Here is a 16,941-nt window from a genome sequence, read left to right on the forward strand (position 1 = left end):
GATTGTCATCGACCCCCCGGTACGGCTCCGCGCGGGTAGCCGGCCAGCGCGTCCTTCTCCCGCAACGCCCGCAACTCGGCACGCGACAGCGCCGTGGTGACCAGCCCGGGACCGGTCGCGGCCTGCGTCAGCCGGGTCCCGTCCGGGTGCCAGGCCCCGCTGCCACCGCACGACACCCAGCCGGACCCGGTGCCCGCGTGGTTCGCGGCCACCGCGAACATCCGGTGGTCCATCGCCCGCGCCGCGAAGTGCAGGTCCAGGCGGCGCGTCTCCGCCGTCGTGTAGAGGACCGACCCGGCGTAGACCTCGGCGCCCTGGCGGGCCGCGTCCGCGGCGTGGCCGGGCACGCCCGCGTCGTAGCAGACGGCGAGCGCGACCTGCCAGCCGCCGACGTCGAGGAGCCGCCCGGGGCCCGCGGGCTCGAAGAGGTCACGCTCGCGGCCGTGCAGGTTGCGCTTGCCGTGAACGTGCAGCTCCCCGTCCGGCAGCGCGGCCAGGGAGGCGATCCAGCCGGCGGCGCCCGTCTCGCGGTAGGCCCCGCCGACCACCGCCGTCACCTGGAGGTCCCTGGCGGCCTCGCGTACGACGTCGAGCCGCGGGTCGTCCTTCGTCACCCAGGCCGTGGGATCGGCGAAGAGGTCCAGGTCATAGCCCACGAGGGACAACTCGGGGAACACGACCAGCCCGGCCCCCGCGTCGGCGGCCACGGCGAGCGAGGCCGCCGCCGCACGGGCGTTGGCCCGCACGTCGCCTGGCTGGGAGGAGGTCTGGGCGGCTGCCACGATCAACGTCTCTGACGACACGGACGCATCGTAACGCCCGGCCGCCGGCGCGTGGCCGGTCACCCGATCATGCCTCCGAGGCGGCCCTCCAGCGTCAGCAGCAGGTCGGCCAGCAGGTCGGCGAGCTGGCGCTCCCGCTCGGCGGGCAGGCCGGACAGCAGCGCGGTCTCGTATTCGAGCTGTTCGGGCATCAGCCGCATGATGAAGTCCCGGCCCGGCTCGGTGAGCGACAGATGGGCCACCCGGCGGTCCCGGTCGTCGACGCGCCTGGCGACCAGGCCGAGCTCCTCCAGGCGCTTGATCCGCTTGGTCACCGCCGCGCCCGAGGCGAACGTCTCCCTGGCCAGCCTGCCGGGCGTCAGCTCGCCGCCGACCCTGAGCAGGGCGCAGAGAAGATCGAACTCCGCCCGGTTCACGCCGGCCCGCCCCAGCGGGGCGTCGGTGGCGTGCTGCAGGAGCGCGGCGCACCGGTTGAGCCGGCCGATGACGGCGATCGTGTCGAGGTCGGCGTCTGGAAGGACCTCCCGCCACTGACGCAGCGCGACCGCCACGGCGTCCTCCACGGGCTCGGTCCTTCCTGCACGGCGGTTCGGGTGGGACTGATCGTACGCGCCACAACGAACGGCCGGTCCGCTCGGTGGTGGCGGGTCAGGGCGTCAGTTCGGCGAGTCGATGGTGCCCGGCGCGTTCGGCGGCGGCGATGCGTTCGTGGGGCAGCGCCGCGCTCCACCATTCGCCCGCCGCGGTGTCGGCGGTTTCGCGCAGCTCCACGAGGGCGGTGCGGAGCCGGCCGCGGGCGACTCCGCGCTCAGCGGGCGGCGGGGCTTCCTGCGCCACGGCCAGCTCCAGGCGGCCGAGCCCGTCGCGTACCCGCTGGGCAGCCCGCCTATCGGGCAGGAGCGCGCAGGCCAGGAGCCCGGCGGCGGCACCCACGCAGGTGTCCAGCCAGCGGTCCGCCACGAGCACGGGCACCGGCTGCGCCCCCGCGAACTCGGTCATCAGGATCGCCATCGGCGTGACGAACACGCTGCCCAGCCAGTAGTTGCGGGTGACGGCCGCCTCCGTGACGAACTGCATCGCGAGGACCGTCACGATCAGCGCGAGCGCGCCCAGCCTGGTGACCGGCACGAGCAGGGTGAACAGGGCGACACCCACCAGGTTCCCGACCACACGCTGGAGCGCGCGGCTCCAGGACAAGGTGGTGTTGGCGGCGAACACGGCCGCGGCGGTCACGACAGCCCAGTACGGGCGGCCCACCCCGAGCCCCATCGACGCCCATCCCGCCGCAGCCGCACCTCCTGACACCATCAACACCACCCGCCACCTGCGCACCACCTCCGAGAGCAGGCAGCGAATCGTCCGGCGCCCAGGACGCCCTTCCTCGGCCGCGACCCCCGCCAGCTCCGCCCGCTCAGCCGCCGCCGTACGGGGATCGGCCGGTGACGGCTCAGGCAGCCGCCGGCCCTTACGCAACTCGCGAGCAACCCCGGCCAGCCGATCAGCTTCCGCCAAGAGTTCCTGCGCCGGCACGCGCTGGTTGTCCACCGAGGCCAGTGCGGCGGCTGACTCGGCTCGGACCAGCAGCCGCCGCAGCTCCTGGCGGCGGTCGGCGGTGCCGGAGCGCAGCAGCGTCTGCCAGGCGGCGTTGACAGCCGCCGCAGCCGCGTGACGGGCCTGATGCAGCTCGTCTCTCACGCCCCCACGCCCAGCGACCGCGCGGGCGGGGCCGCCACCCTCGTACGCCCGCAGCAGCCGCGCAGCCGACTCCAGGGCCCGGGCCACCGCGATCCGCTCGGGTCCGTCGGGCCGGATCAGGCCTGGAGCCATCCCCACCGCCCACGCCACGGCCCCGCCCAGCACCCCGAGCCCCAGGTGCATGGGGACGTCGGCGAGGTGTTGCGGGACGAAGGCGGCGCTGGCCGCGATGAACGTGAGCACCACGTTCCCCGGCGGCCCGATCCTGGTCGCGTCGCACACCGCCTTGTGCAGCCCGGCCAGGAGCGCGGCCACCGCCACCCGGATGGCGATCGAGTCGGTGAGCGCGGCCGTGACGAGCGCGACCCCCGTGCTCGACAGCATTCCCAGCGTCACCCACGCCAGCGCCCTGGCCCGGGCGGCGTACGGCAGGCCGTGGCCGTACAGGGCGCACATCGAGCCGGCCGCGGCGTACAGCACCAGGTCCAGCCGCCCGGCCAGGTACAACGGCAGCAGCACGAGCGCGAGCGCGGCGACGGCGCTCAGCGCGGGCTTGTGCCAGATGTCACCAAGCGGCGACAGGCGCAGGGCAGCACGAACGGGCAGGCGGACACGGGGCTGGTCGAAGGGTAGGGCACTCACCCCTGAAGTTTAGCAAGTGTTTTACTCGTAAAACAAATAGTAACCCCAGCTCAGCGCCGTAGCCGGCCGGCGAGCATGACGACGGGGGCGACCGCCAGGAGCAGCGCGAGCGCGGCGTACCCATGGGCGAGCGTGGCCACGGTGGCGACGCCGGCCACCAGGAGCGGGCCGCCCGCGTCCCCGAGCTCGCGCCCGAGCTCGGCCGTCCCCATCGTCTGCCCGAGCCGTTCCCGTGGGGTCGAGGCGGCCAGGGCCGCGAAGCCGAGCGGGGTGATGAGCCCCGTGCCCGCGCCGATCAGCACGGCCGCGGCCAGCAGCCCGGCCAGGCCCGGCAGCAGGGCGCAGGCCAGCCCCGCGGCGGCGACGGCCAGGCCCAGGCCGAGCCCGGAACGGGTGGTGATCCGGCCCGCGTCGAAAGCACGCCCGGCGACCGGCTGGACCACGGCGGCGCAGGCGGCCAGGACCGACACCGCGGCGCCCGTGGCCACCGGGCCCAGGCCCGCGACGGCGCCGGTGACCGGCAGGAAGCCGACTCCGACCGACAGCGCGGCGGTGGCGGCGGCCAGAGCGGCCGTCGGCTGCCAGAAGGTCCGCTCGGCCAGCCGCCGCCCCAGGTCCACTACGGTCTGCCGGGTCCTGGGCAGCGGCGGTACGGCCGGCACCGCCAGCGCGGCCCACCCCGCCACAGCCACCGCGAGCACCGCCATCACCGCGAACAGCAGCCGCAGTCCCCCCGCCCACACCAGCACGCCGCCGAGCAGCGGGCCCAGCGTGTAGCCGAGACTCTTGTAGAAGCCGTAGCCGCCGAATGCCCGGCCGTGCCTGGCCGCCGGGCTGAGCCGGGCGACCAGGGCGGAGGCCGACGGGGAGAACGCCGACGCGGCGGCGCCCTGGCCGAGCCTGGCCGCCCACAGCCAGCCGGAGCTGTCGGCGACGGCGTACAGGGCGGAGGCCGCGGCGAAGGCGACCAGGCCGCCGAGCAGCACCGGCCGCGCGCCTATCCGGTCGGCCAGCGTGCCGAAGAGCGGCTTGAGCAGCACTTCCGCGCCGTCATACAGCGCCAGCAGCCCGCCGAGCACCAGCAGCGAGGTCACCGCCTCCGAGGAGGGACCGCCCAGACTGGCCGCGACGCCGTGCGCGCCGAACGCCGTGGTGAACCCGGCCGCGTAGAGCGGCCACAGCCGCCGCCCCGGGTGTTCGTCAGCAGGCGGACGACCGGCCACAGCACCTCCAGCACGCTCTTTTACCGCCCAGAATGTAACAGGCCGGGTCAGGGGGTGAAGCGGTAGCCCATCCCTGGTTCGGTGATCAGGTGGGCGGGGCGGGCCGGGTCGCGTTCGAGCTTGCGGCGGAGCTGGGCCAGGTACTGGCGCAGGTAGTGGGTCTCCTTGACGTAGTTGGCGCCCCAGACCTCGGTGAGGAGCTGGCGCTGGCTGATCAGCTTGCCGGGGTGGCGCAGGAGCAGCTCCAGGATGTGCCATTCGGTGGGCGTGAGCCGCACGTCGCCGGAGACCGTCTTGCTGGTCAGGTCGACGACGTGGTCGCCGACCCGGACGCTGGCCAGCTCGGCCTCCTGGACGGCGGCCCGCCGGGTGACGGCCCGTACGCGGGCCAGCAGTTCGTCGATCCCGAACGGCTTGGTGACGTAGTCGTCGGCGCCCGCGTCCAGGGCCTCGATCTTGTCCTGGTTCCCGGCCCGGCCGGACAGCACGATGATCGGGATCGTGGTCCAGCCGCGCAGGCCGTGGATGACGTCCACGCCATCGAGGTCGGGCAGCCCCAGGTCGAGGATGACCAGGTCGGGAGCGGCGTCCACGGCCGCGCGCAGGGCGGAGCCGCCGTCGGCCGCCACGGCGACGTCGTAGTGGCGCGCCGCCAGGTTGATGCGCAGCGCGCGCAGGATCTGCGGCTCGTCGTCGACGACGAGGATGCGCGTCACAGCGTCGCCTCCCTGTCCTGGATCGGGGCTGGGGTCGGGGCCGAGGCTAGGGTCGGGGGCCGCGGGGGGATCCGTGGCGCGATCGGCAAGGTCAGGATCATCGTGAGACCTCCACCTGGTGTCTCTTCCGGAACGAGCGTGCCGCCCATCGCCTCGGCCAGCCCGCGCGACAACGCCAGCCCCAGCCCGACGCCGGAGTGGTTGTCACGGTCACCGAGCCGCTGGAACGGCTGGAACACCCGGTCATGCGCCTCCGCCGGGATGCCGGGACCACGGTCGATGACGCGGATCTCCACGTGCTGGCCGTGCCAGCTCGCCGTGATGAGCACCGTCTTGCCGGGCGGGCTGTAGCGGACCGCGTTCGCCATGAGGTTGACCAGGACGCGTTCGAGCAGGGCGGGGTCGGCGAGGATCTCGGGCAGTTCGACGGAGATGTCGCCTTCCACGCGGTCGTGCAACGGGCCGAGGTCGTCGACGGCACGCGGGACGACCTCCTCCAGGGCCAGCGGCTGCGGCGTGACCCCGAGGACGCCGGCCTGCAGGCGGCTCATGTCGAGCAGGTTCGCCACCAGCCGGTCCAGCTTGTCGAGCGACTCCCCGGCGGTGGCCAGCAGCTCGGCGCGGTCACGAACGCTCCAGGCGACCTCGGTGTTGCCCAGGCTCTCGACGGCGGCCTTGGCGGAGGCGAGCGGGGTGCGCAGGTCGTGGCTGACGGCGGCGAGCAGCGCGGTGCGCATCTTGTCCGCCTCGGCCAGCGGGCGCGCCTGCTCGGCCGCCTGCTGGAGGCGTTCCTGGCGCAGCGCGACGGCCGCCTCGGCGGCGAACGCCTCCAGCACCGTACGGCCGGCGGCGTCCAGCGGCCCGCCCTGGGCGGCCAGGATCATGTCGTCGTCGATGACCACGTCGGTGTCGGACTGCCCAGGGCAGGTGGACGGCGCGCCGCCGGAGGTGGCCACGATCCGCCAGGCGTCGGGATCCGAGCGGTGGTCGGGGGTGCGGCCGCTCTCCGGGCGGCGTTCGAGCAGGGTGACCGAGGTCAGGCCGAACGTCTCCCGGGTCCGCTCCAGCAGCGATGACACCGCGGCCTGGCCGCGCAGGACGTGCCCGGCCAGCGTGGACAGCAGCTCGGCGTCCGCGGCGGCGCGGGCGGCCTCCCGCGTACGGCGGGCCGCGATGTCCACGATCGTGCTGACCGCCGCGGCCACCAGCACGAACACGACCAGCGCGAACAGGTTCTCCGGATCGGAGATGGTGAACTCGCCGACCGGCGGGGTGAAGAACCAGTTGATCAGCAGCGACCCGCCGATCGCCGCGGTGATGGCCGGCCACATGCCGCCCGCCAGCGCCACGCCGACGGTCAGGCAGAGGAAGAACAGGATCTCGCTGGGCAGCGACAGCACGTCGCGGAACGGCGCCAGCGCGGCGGTCAGCAGGGGCATCCCGGCCACGGAGAGCGCCCAGCCGCTCAGCCGCCTGGTGCGGGTCAGCGCGGCCCTGGAGCGAGCCGGTCGGCGGCCCTTCCTGGCCTCGTCGTGAGTGATCATGTGGACGTCGATGGAGCCGGAGCGGGCCGTGGTCTCGACGCCGACGCCGCGTGCGAAGATCTGCGCGAACCGGCCCCTGCGGGAGGCGCCGAGGACGAGCTGGGTGGCGTTCACGCCGCGGGCGAAGTCGAGCAGCGCGCGCGGGATGTCGTCGCCGACGACCTGGTGATAGCTGCCGCCCATGCTCTCGACCAGGGTGCGCTGGCGGGCCAGGCCGGCCGGGTCGGCGCCGGCCAGCCCGTCGGCGCTGGTGACGTGGACGGCCAGCAGGTCGGCGCCCTTGGTGCGGGCGGCGATGCGGGCGGCCCTGCGTACCAGCGTGTCGCCCTCGGGGCCGCCGGTGAGCGCGACCACCACGCGCTCGCGGGCCTCCCAGGTGGTGGCGATGCCGTGGTCGGCGCGGTAGCGGTCGAGCTGGTCGTCGACCTTGCCGGCGACCCACAGCAGGGCCAGCTCGCGCAGCGCGGTGAGGTTGCCGACGCGGAAGTAGTTCGACAGGGCCGCGTCCACCTTGAGCGGGGCGTACACGTTGCCGTGGGCCATCCGGCGGCGCAGCGCCTCCGGGGACATGTCGACCAGCTCGACCTGGTCGGCCCGGCGTACCACCTCGTCGGGCACGGTCTCGCGCTGCGGCACGCCGGTGATCTCCTGGACGACGTCGTTGACCGACTCCAGGTGCTGGATGTTGACGGTCGAGACGACGTCGATCCCGGCGTCGAGGATCTCGTCCACGTCCTGCCAGCGCTTGGCGTGGCGCGAGCCGGGGACGTTCGTGTGGGCGAGCTCGTCGATCAGCGCCACCTTGGGCGCCCGCTCGATGACGGCGGCCACGTCCAGCTCGGCGAAGGTGGTCCCCCGGTAGGCGATGTTCGTGCGGGGGATCACCTCCATGCCCTCCAGCAGGGCGGCGGTGCGGGCGCGGCCGTGGGTCTCGACGAAACCCACGACCACGTCCCGGCCGCGCTCCAGCCCGCGGCGGCCCTCGCCGAGCATCGCGTACGTCTTGCCGACCCCGGGCGCCGCCCCGAGGTAGACCCGCAGGCGGCCCCGGGTCATGAGCGGTCGAGCGCCAGGTTGAGTTCGAGCACGTTGACGGCGGGCTCGCCCATGAAGCCCAGCGCCCGGCCGGTGGTGTGCGCGCCGATCAACGCCTTGACCTGGTCGGGTGCCAGCCCGCGCTCCTTGGCCACGCGGGGCGCCTGAAGCTCGGCGTAGGCCACCGAGATGTGCGGGTCGAGGCCGGAGCCGCTGGCCGTGACCGCGTCGGCCGGTACGTCCACCGTGGACACGTCCCCGCGCACGGGCACGGTCCGGCCGGCCGCGTAGTCCTCGCCCGGCTTGCCGCACTCGACCTTCAGCCCCTGGTAGGCGGCCGTGAAGGGGGTCGCGGGGCACGCCTGGTTGACGCTGACGGCCCGGTCGGGGAAGACCTTGAGCACCGCGCCGACCCCGTCGGAGGTGCAGTACGGCCGGGCGCCGCTGACGCCCTCCAGCTCGCCGGCCGCCTTGGAACGGGCGCAGACCTGGGTCAGCAGCGACTGCTTGCCCTCGTCCGCCCCGTTGGGCAGCACGTCGATGACGTCTTCGGGGCCGAGGTTGCTGGCGCCGGTCGAGGTCGGGTCGTAGCCGTCGCCCGCCGCCGACGGACGCGACTGGAAGTACTTCCTGACCGGGTTGCCGTCGGCGTCGGTGAAGGACTGGCCGATCAGCGAGCTGCCGTGCCCGCCCTTGACCATGGAGCCGTTCGCCTTGCCGTTGAACAGCGCCTGGGCGACACCGGTGGTGACCAGCGGATAGACCAGGCCGAGCAGCACGGTCAGGACGGCGACCGCCCTGAGAGCGGCTATGTGCTGGCGCAGCCAGCTGGGTAGACGTTCCATTTAAGACATCCCCGGAAGGAACTGGATCAGCAGGTCGATGACTTTGATGCCGAGGAACGGCGCGACGATGCCGCCCAGGCCGTAGACGTACAGGTTGCGGGACAGGAGCTTGGAGGCGCTGGAGGGCCGATATCGGACGCCTCGCAGCGAGAGCGGGATCAGCGCGACGATGATGATCGCGTTGAAGATGACCGCGGCCAGGATCGCGGACTGCGGGCTGGCCAGGCGCATGATGTTGAGGGCGTCCAGGCCCGGGTAGACGGCCGCGAACATGGCCGGGATGATCGCGAAATACTTGGCGATGTCGTTCGCGATCGAGAACGTGGTCAGCGCGCCCCGCGTGATCAGCAGTTGCTTGCCGATCTCGACGATCTCGATGAGCTTGGTCGGGTTGGAGTCGAGGTCGACCATGTTCCCGGCTTCCTTGGCGGCGCTGGTGCCGGTGTTCATGGCCACGCCGACGTCCGACTGGGCCAGGGCGGGGGCGTCGTTGGTGCCGTCGCCGGTCATCGCGACCAGCCGGCCGCCTTCCTGCTCCTTCCTGATCAGCGCCAGCTTGTCCTCAGGCGTGGCCTCGGCCAGGAAGTCGTCCACCCCGGCCTCGTCCGCGATGGCCTTGGCGGTCAGCGGGTTGTCTCCGGTGATCATCACCGTCCTGATGCCCATCCGGCGCATCTCGTCGAACCGCTCGCGCATGCCCTGCTTGACCACGTCCTTGAGATGAATCACCCCCAGCACACGGCCCTTCTCCGCGACGACCAGCGGGGTGCCACCGGACGCCGAGATGCCGTCCACGATGTGACCGATCCCGTCGGTGGGATGCCCACCGTGGTCGCGCACCCACTTCATCACCGCCGTGGCCGCGCCCTTACGGACCTCGCGGCCCTCCAGATTGACCCCGGACATGCGGGTCTGCGCCGTGAACTGCACCCACTCGGCGCCGTGGATCTCGCGCTCGCGCAGGCCGTAGCGCTCCTTGGCGAACACCACGATCGAGCGGCCCTCAGGGGTGGCATCGGCCAGGCTGGACAGCTGCGCCGCCTCCGCCAGCTCCTGCTCGGTGACGCCGTCCACCGGGACGAACTCGGCCGCCTGCCGGTTGCCCAGCGTGATCGTGCCGGTCTTGTCCAGCAGCAGCGTGGACACGTCGCCGGCCGCCTCGACCGCGCGGCCCGACATGGCCAGCACGTTGCGCTGCACCAGCCGGTCCATGCCCGCGATGCCGATGGCCGACAGCAACGCCCCGATCGTGGTCGGGATCAGGCAGACCAGCAGCGAGACCAGCACCACGCCGGTGACGCCGTTCCCGTCGAGCGCGAGCGAATCCGGCACGCCCGGGTTGATGAGCTTGGAGTAGATGGCCAGCGGCTGCATGGTGACGGTGGCGGCCAGGAAGATGATCGTCAGTGCGGCCAGCAGGATGTTGAGCGCGATCTCGTTCGGCGTCTTCTGCCGGTTCGCGCCCTCGACCAGGGCGATCATGCGGTCGATGAAGCTCTCACCGGGCTTCTGGGTGATCTGTACGACGATCCGGTCCGACAGCACCTTCGTCCCGCCGGTCACGGCAGAGCGGTCGCCGCCCGACTCGCGGATGACGGGAGCGGACTCGCCGGTGATGGCCGACTCGTCCACCGAGGCGATGCCGTCGATCACGTCGCCGTCGCCGGGGATGGTCTCCCCCGCCTCGACGATCACGAAGTCGCCCTGCTTCAGCTCGGGCGCGCCGACCACGTCCCACTCGGCCGACGTGCGGCTGCGCAGACGGCGCGCGGTGGTGTCCGTCTTGGCCCTGCGCAGCGTGGCCGCCTGCGCCTTGCCGCGCCCCTCGGCGACGGCCTCGGCCAGGTTGGCGAAGATCACGGTCAGCCACAGCCACACCACGATGGCCCAGGCGAAGAACGACGGATCCAGGACCGCCAGCACGGTGGTGAACGCCGCGCCGGCCTCCACGATGAGCATGACCGGGTTGCGCCACAGCGTGGCCGGGTTGAGCTTCTTCAGCGCGTCCGGCAGCGACACGACGAGCTGCCTGGGATCGAGCAGCCCACCGCCCACGCGGCCGCGGGCCTGCGCCGGCTTCTCCAGCACGGGGGTTGACATATCAGGACAGTCCTTCTGCGATCGGGCCGAGCGCGAGTGCCGGGAGGAAGGTGAGGGCGACCAGGATCACCGTCACGCCGACGACCATGCCGACGAACTGCGGGCGGTGGGTCGGCAGCGTGCCCGCCCCCTCGGGTACGGGCGACTGCCTGGCCAGCGAGCCGGCCAGCGCCAGGACCAGGATGATCGGCAGGAACCGGCCGAAGGCCATGCACAGGCCGAGCGCCACGTCGTACCAGGGCGTGTTGACCGTGAGGCCGGCGAAGGCCGAGCCGTTGTTGTTGGAGGCGCTGGTGAAGGCGTACAGGATCTCCGACAGGCCGTGCGGGCCCGCGTTGAGCATGCTCGCGCGCCGCTCCGGCGAGCCCATCGCGACCGCCGTGCCGACCAGCACCAGCATCGGGGTGACCAGGAAGTACAGCGAGGCGAGCTTGATCTCGCGCGCGCCGATCTTCTTGCCCAGGTATTCGGGGGTGCGGCCGACCATCAGGCCCGCCACGAAGACGGTGATGACGGCGAGGATGAGCATGCCGTAGAGACCCGCGCCGACGCCGCCGGGCGCGACCTCGCCCAGCATCATGTTGAGCATCGTCATCATGCCGCCGAACGGCGTGTAGGAGTCGTGGAAGGAGTTCACCGCGCCCGTCGAGGTGAGCGTCGTGGCGGCGCCGAAGGTGGCCGAGCTCGGGATGCCGAAGCGGACCTCCTTGCCCTCCATGGCCGCGCCGGCCGCCTGCGGCACGGTCGCGTCGCCGGCCAGCTCGAACACGTTGGTCAGCACGACGCTCGCCAGGGCGAGCGTGGCCATCACGGCGAGGATGGCGTAGCCCTGGCGGACCTGGCCGACCATCCGGCCGAACGTGCGCGGCAGCGCGAACGGGATCAGCAGGATCAGGAAGATCTCGAACCAGTTCGTCCAGGTCGCGGCGTTCTCGAAGGGGTGGGCGGAGTTGGCGTTGTAGAAGCCGCCGCCGTTGGTGCCCAGCTCCTTGATGACCTCCTGCGAGGCGACCGGGCCGCCGGTGATCGACTGGGTGCCGCCGGTCAGCGTGGTGACCTCGTGCAGGCCCGAGAAGTTCTGGATCAGGCCGCCGGCCACCAGGACCAGCGCGCCGACGAACGCGATCGGCAGCAGGATGCGGATCGTGCCGCGGACCAGGTCCACCCAGAAGTTGCCGATCGTCTCGGACCTGCGGCGGGCGAAGCCGCGTACCAGTGCGATCGCCACCGCCATGCCGACCGAGGCGGACACGAAGTTCTGCACCGCCAGCGCGGCCATCTGGGTCAGGTGGCCCATGGTGGACTCGCCGGAGTAGGCCTGCCAGTTCGTGTTGGTGACGAAGCTGATCGCGGTGTTCCAGGCGATGTGGTCGGTGACCGGCGCCAGGCCCAGGCTCAGCGGGAGCTTGTCCTGCAGCCGCTGGAGGGCGTACACGACCAGGATGGAGATCACCGAGAACGCCAGCAGGCCGCGCGCGTAGACGCCCCAGCTCTGCTCGGCGTCGGCCCGCACGCCGAGCAGCCGGTAGACGCCCCGCTCGACGGCGGTGTGCCGGACGCCGGTGTAGACCCGGTGCATGTAGTCACCGAGCGGCTTGTGCACCAGCGCCAGTGCGACGATCAGGGAGACGATGAAGATCGCCCCTGCGACGGCGGGGCTCATCAGAAGCGCTCCGGGAACAGCAGGGCCGCGACCATGAAGACCACCAGGGCCACGGCGACCACGAGACCGGTGGCATTGATCGCGCTCACAGGCGCTCCACCGCCTTGACGACCAGCCCGAAGATCACGAAGATCGCGATCGTCAGGGCGACGAAGATGACGTCTGCCATCCCCACTCCTCAACTCCGGAACACATTTGCCGAACCGCCCGGGATGAGCGGTTCATGACCTAGGAAAGCCATGAAATGCGGCGCTTTTTCCGTTCTTGACGGGTTCCATACGAGTGAGGGGCAGTTCTTGACGCCATCCGTACACAGAGGCCTTCGGTCAGCGCAGGGTGACGGGGCCGAGCGGGGTGTCGAGCACGGCCAGCAGCGCGGTCTCGGGGCCCTCCTCGACGTCGAGCACGACGCCGAGCGCGGCCAGGTCCCGCCGCAGCGCGCCGGGATCGGGACCGAAGGCGGTGAACGAGGCCAGGCCCAGCTGCGGCAGCCCCGAGGCGGCGGGGTGGCCCGTGGTGCCCCAGTCGATGAGGAAGGGCACCGGGCGGATCGCGGCCGGGTCGTCCCGCGTGGTCAGCCGCCATTCCAGGAGCGTCCCCGCGGGCGTGCGGCGTGAGAGGGGCTGCACGTCGCCCGGGTCGTAGCCGTGCTCGCGCGCCTGGCGTACCGAGGCGTCGATGTCGCCCGGCCGCACCGCCCACGCGGCCAGGCGCGGCTCGGCGAGCGACTCCAGCCCGAACGCCCGGGGCCGCGCCCCCGGCACCGCCGGATCCGGCCCGATGATCTCCAGGTACGCGGTCGGCCCCAGCCCCACGAGGTGGTTGGCGGTGCCGCCCGGATGGCTGCCGCCCGCCACCGGCGTGACCCCCGTGCGCGCGGCGAACTCGGCGACGCCCGCGAGCAGGTCAGGGACCGCGAGCACGAGGTGGTCGAGGCGGAGATCGACGGTCATGAGGCGGGCTCCTCGACGGGTTCGCCGAGCGAGAGCATGAGCCGGTTGGCCCAGTTGAAGAACGCGGCGGAGTGGATGACGTCGCTGATGGCCAGGTCGTCGAGCCCCGCGGCGCGCAGGGCCTCGATGTGGCCGGCACCGAACTCGCCGGGGGTCGCCGCCAGCGCCACGGACGCGTCGATGACGGCCTGCCACCTGCCGTCCTGCGGCGCGTGCACCCCCTCGTCGAGCAGCCGCTGCACGTCGTCCGCGCGCTTGGAGTAGTGGGCCGCGAAGCGCGCGTGCACCGAGGCGCAGTAGACGCAGCCGTTGCGCCGCGAGGTGGCGGTCGCGGCCAGCTCGCGCTCGGCGCGCGGCAGCCCGCCGTCGGTGTTGTGGAAGATGTCGTTGTCGGTGTTCGTCCTGGCGTGCAGGATCCCCGGGTCGCGGGCGAGCAGCAGGAAGTGCGGCGACTTGGCGCGGGCCTTGTCGACGAGCGCCTCGTAGTGCTCGTCGGTCAGCTCCTCCGTGGTCAGCGGCGCCAGCCACGGCTCCCAGCCGAGCTGGTCCCGCGTGAAGGCGAGCTGCGCCCGCCCAGACCCGTCGAGTCGGGGGGAGGCGGTCATGAGGCGAGTCCCTTCTGCAGGTGGCGCAGCCCGGCGGCCACGCGGATCTGGAACGTGAGGAAGGCCACGAGCTGCGACAGCGTCACGATGCCGGTGGCGCTCCAGCCCGCGCGGGCCAGCGCGTCCAGGGACTCCCGCCCGGCCTCGCGCGGCCGGAACACGAGCAGGTGGGCGTGCTCGAACGCGGCCGCGAGCCGCACCCCGACCTCCCCCGCCCGCCGCACCCGGTAGCGCAGCCCCTCGTCGTCCTCCGGCGACAGCGGGCCCGTGCCCGGGTAGATCCCGTACGGCCCGGTCGTCCCGCCGGCCTCGATCTCGGACTCCACGACGGTCAGCAGGCCGGGCGCGAGCTCGGCCAGCCGGTCGGCGTAGAAGCGGGTGGCGGCGGGGTCACGGTGCAGCCCGGCCACGAACGCGGCGACCGCGTCGCGCTCGACGAGCGTGACATCGTCCTCGGCCCAGGGACTGAACAACGCGTCGTAACTGCGCTGGGCGTGCTCGCGGGCGGCGGGGCGCCGGCCGCGCAGCCGGTCGAGCGGCGAGCCTGGCTGGATGCCTGCCAGGTGGTCGATGACATCGATGATCATGTGGAGCTCAATTCTGTGGCGGGGACCCAGCCGAGCGCGGGCGCCACCTCGGTCGCCAGCAGCTCGATCGAGCGGAGGATGAGCGGGTGCGGCGGATCGACCGAGTGCACCTGGAGGACCAGGTCGGTGACCCGGGAGAGCGTCGGATCGGCCCGCAGGCTCTCGATCACGTCCTGCGGGGTGCCCACGTGCACGTCGAACGCGGCGATGCGCCGGTCCAGGTCGCTGTCGGGCAGCTCGAACGGCAGCCGGCCCCGGCCGAGCCCGAGCTCGGCGTACCGCAGCGCCTCCGCCCTGCTGTCGGCCACGAACGCGGTCCGCGAAGCCATGATCCGCGGGGTCGCGCCGGGCGGCAGGTGCTCGTGGTAGGCGTCCACGATGGGCCGCTGGATCTGCGCGAGCGTGGCCTGCGGATCGTCGGCGGGCCGCGGCTGGGTGCGGGACAGCATCAGCCCGTTGCCCGCCTTGCCCGCCCGCGTGCCGCCGCTGACCGAGAACGTGGCCTCCCAGACGGCCTCGACCAGCCTGGGAGCGGGCGGGTAGAGCCGGTTGCCGCCGCCGAGCTCGCCGCCGGACCACGCGTTGACCAGCGTCGCGAGGTGGCCGGCGTAGATGGCGGAGCGCTCGGCGCTGTCGTGGCCGAACGGCGCGAACGACGCGGGCGTCCCCCCGCTGCCCACGCCGACCTCCAGCCGGCCGCCGGTGAGCAGGTCGAGCACGGCGGTGTCCTCGGCCACCCGCACCGGCTGCTCCAGCGGCAGCGTGATGATGCCGGTGCCGAGCCTGATGCGGCTGGTCCTCGCGGCCACGTGGGCCAGGAACACCAGCGGTGCGGGCAGCCCGCCCTCGGCGCCGTCGAAGTGATGCTGAGCCACCCAGGCCGAGTCGAAGCCGAGGGACTCGGCGTGCGCGATCTGCTCGGCGGCCAGCCGGTAGCGTTCGGCCGGCGCGACGTCGTCGAGCAGCCGGGTGAAGAAGCCGAGCCTCATTGCACCGGCTCCGGGATGGCCGCCAGGAGCTCTCTGGTGTAGTCGTGCCGGGGGGCGGTGAAGACCTCCCGGGTCGTTCCTGCTTCCACGATGGTTCCCTTGTTCATGACGGAGACGGTGTGTGAGATCTGCCGCACCACCGCCAGGTCGTGCGAGATGAAGAGGTAGGTCAGCCCGAGGTCGCGCTGGAGCTCTTCGAGCAGGCCGAGGATCTGCGCCTGCACGGTGACGTCGAGCGCCGAGACGGCCTCGTCGAGCACGAGCACCTCGGGCCCGGCGGCCAGCGCGCGGGCGATCGCCACCCGCTGCCGCTGCCCGCCCGACAGCTCGCCAGGCCGGCGCGTGCGCACGTCGCGCGGCAGCGCCACCCGGTCGAGCAGGTCCAGCACGCGCTCGCGCCGGGCGGCCCGGTCGCCGAGCCGGAAGTTGCGCAACGGCTCCTCCACGATGTCGGCGATCTGCTGGCGGGGGTCCAGGGACCCGTACGGGTTCTGGTGGACGAGCTGGACCTGCCGGCGGAACCCTCGTCCCTCCCCCGCGCCCGCGATGCTCACCGTTCCCGAAGTGGGCTCTTCGAAGCGCACGACCATCCTGGCCGTGGTGGTCTTGCCCGAGCCGGACTCGCCCACCAGCGCGTGCGTGGTGCCGCGCGCCACCTCGAAGGAGACGCCGTCCACCGCCCTGAACGGCTGCCGCCCGAGCCTGAACTCCTTGACCAGGTCCCGGACCGTGATCGCCGGGCCGGCCGCCGGCTCGGGCGGGTCGCGGAACGGCGCGGCCGACAGGGCGGGGGCGTCGTGCAGGAGGCGTTCGGTGTAGCGGGCCTGCGGCGACGACAGCACGGCCGCCGTCGGGCCCTGCTCCTCGATCCGGCCGTCCTTCATGACGACCAGCCGGTCGGAGCGGCTGGCGGCCACGCCCAGGTCGTGCGTCACCAGCAGCAGCGCGGTCCCCGACTCGGCACGCAGGTCGTCGATGAGGTCCAGGATGCGCCGCTGCACGGTGACGTCCAGGGCGCTGGTCGGCTCGTCGGCGATGATCAGCCGGGGTTCGAGCGCGATCGCGATGGCGATGAGCACCCGCTGGCGCATGCCGCCGGAGAGCTGGTGCGGGTACTGCCGGGCCCTGGCCTCCGGGTCCGGCAGCCCGACGCGGGCGAGCAGGTCGAGGACCCGGCCGCGGATGGCCCGTCGGTCGCCCCGCTTGTGGATGCGCAGCACCTCGCCGATCTGCGTGCCGATCGTCTTGACCGGGTCGAGCGAGTTGCCCGGGTCCTGGGGGATCAGGCCGATCTGGGCGCCGCGTACGGACTCCATCCGCCGCGCCGGCCAGGTGGCCAGATCGGCGCCGCCGAGCAGGATGTGCCCGCCGTCCACGGTGGCGTTCGCGGGGAGCAGGCCGATGACGGCGTGCGCGGTGGTCGTCTTGCCGGACCCGGACTCGCCCACGACGGCGACGACCTCGCCCGGCTCCACCGTGAGGGAGATCCCCTCGACCGCGCGCCTGCCGTCGTAGGAGACGGCCAGATCGCGTACTTCCAGCAGGCTCACGGGTGTTCCCTC

15 protein-coding genes are annotated in these 16,941 nt (G+C 72.8%); all 15 read right to left on the bottom strand.

Annotation, left to right across the window (positions count from 1 at the left end):
* Positions 1–5 precede the first annotated feature (5 nt).
* Positions 6–803 (bottom strand): carbon-nitrogen hydrolase family protein, encoded by a 798-nt coding sequence (locus ABEA43_RS31275; protein ID WP_345567428.1) that lies wholly within the window; start codon positions 801–803, stop codon positions 6–8.
* 38 nt (positions 804–841) lie between these two features.
* Positions 842–1,345 carry a MarR family winged helix-turn-helix transcriptional regulator gene (locus ABEA43_RS31280; protein ID WP_345567430.1) on the bottom strand — a complete coding sequence of 168 codons (504 nt, stop codon included), beginning with the start codon at positions 1,343–1,345 and terminating at the stop codon, positions 842–844.
* Positions 1,346–1,430: 85 nt separating this feature from the next.
* Entirely contained in the window at positions 1,431–3,119 is a 1,689-nt protein-coding gene (locus ABEA43_RS31285) for an FUSC family protein (RefSeq protein WP_345567432.1), read from the bottom strand.
* A 50-nt stretch (positions 3,120–3,169) separates the two neighbouring features.
* Complete coding sequence (locus ABEA43_RS31290) at positions 3,170–4,342, bottom strand: MFS transporter (protein ID WP_345567433.1); 1,173 nt, start codon at positions 4,340–4,342, stop codon at positions 3,170–3,172.
* A gap of 47 nt (positions 4,343–4,389) precedes the next feature.
* A complete protein-coding gene (locus ABEA43_RS31295) occupies positions 4,390–5,058 on the bottom strand; it encodes a response regulator (protein ID WP_345567435.1) in 669 nt (222 codons plus the stop codon).
* Positions 5,055–7,658, bottom strand: a complete 2,604-nt coding sequence (locus ABEA43_RS31300; protein WP_345567437.1) for a DUF4118 domain-containing protein — start codon at positions 7,656–7,658, stop codon at positions 5,055–5,057. Before ABEA43_RS31300 ends, ABEA43_RS31295 begins: the two co-directional genes overlap by 4 nt.
* A complete protein-coding gene (locus ABEA43_RS31305) occupies positions 7,655–8,482 on the bottom strand; it encodes a potassium-transporting ATPase subunit C (RefSeq protein WP_345567439.1) in 828 nt (275 codons plus the stop codon). Before ABEA43_RS31305 ends, ABEA43_RS31300 begins: the two co-directional genes overlap by 4 nt.
* Positions 8,483–10,582: a potassium-transporting ATPase subunit KdpB gene (gene kdpB / locus ABEA43_RS31310; protein WP_345567441.1), complete on the bottom strand. Its 2,100-nt coding sequence runs from the start codon at positions 10,580–10,582 to the stop codon at positions 8,483–8,485.
* 1 nt (position 10,583) lies between these two features.
* Positions 10,584–12,245: a potassium-transporting ATPase subunit KdpA gene (gene kdpA / locus ABEA43_RS31315; protein ID WP_345567443.1), complete on the bottom strand. Its 1,662-nt coding sequence runs from the start codon at positions 12,243–12,245 to the stop codon at positions 10,584–10,586.
* On the bottom strand, positions 12,245–12,334 hold the full coding sequence (gene kdpF / locus ABEA43_RS31320) for a K(+)-transporting ATPase subunit F (RefSeq protein ID WP_345567445.1): 90 nt from the start codon (positions 12,332–12,334) through the stop codon (positions 12,245–12,247). Before kdpF ends, kdpA begins: the two co-directional genes overlap by 1 nt.
* Positions 12,335–12,571: 237 nt before the next feature.
* Entirely contained in the window at positions 12,572–13,198 is a 627-nt protein-coding gene (locus ABEA43_RS31325; protein WP_345567447.1) for a VOC family protein, read from the bottom strand.
* Positions 13,195–13,803, bottom strand: coding sequence for an alkylhydroperoxidase domain protein (locus ABEA43_RS31330; protein WP_345567448.1), 609 nt, complete (start codon positions 13,801–13,803; stop codon positions 13,195–13,197). The genes ABEA43_RS31325 and ABEA43_RS31330 overlap by 4 nt, the downstream gene beginning before the upstream one ends.
* Complete coding sequence (locus ABEA43_RS31335) at positions 13,800–14,390, bottom strand: CMD domain protein (protein WP_345567450.1); 591 nt, start codon at positions 14,388–14,390, stop codon at positions 13,800–13,802. The genes ABEA43_RS31330 and ABEA43_RS31335 overlap by 4 nt, the downstream gene beginning before the upstream one ends.
* Positions 14,387–15,379: a putative FMN-dependent luciferase-like monooxygenase gene (locus ABEA43_RS31340; protein WP_345567452.1), complete on the bottom strand. Its 993-nt coding sequence runs from the start codon at positions 15,377–15,379 to the stop codon at positions 14,387–14,389. The genes ABEA43_RS31335 and ABEA43_RS31340 overlap by 4 nt, the downstream gene beginning before the upstream one ends.
* Positions 15,376–16,929, bottom strand: a complete 1,554-nt coding sequence (locus ABEA43_RS31345) for a dipeptide ABC transporter ATP-binding protein (protein ID WP_345567454.1) — start codon at positions 16,927–16,929, stop codon at positions 15,376–15,378. The genes ABEA43_RS31340 and ABEA43_RS31345 overlap by 4 nt, the downstream gene beginning before the upstream one ends.
* Positions 16,930–16,941: the final 12 nt, after the last annotated feature.

This window comes from Nonomuraea rosea (genome assembly GCF_039539705.1).
Lineage (GTDB): Bacteria > Actinomycetota > Actinomycetes > Streptosporangiales > Streptosporangiaceae > Nonomuraea > Nonomuraea rosea.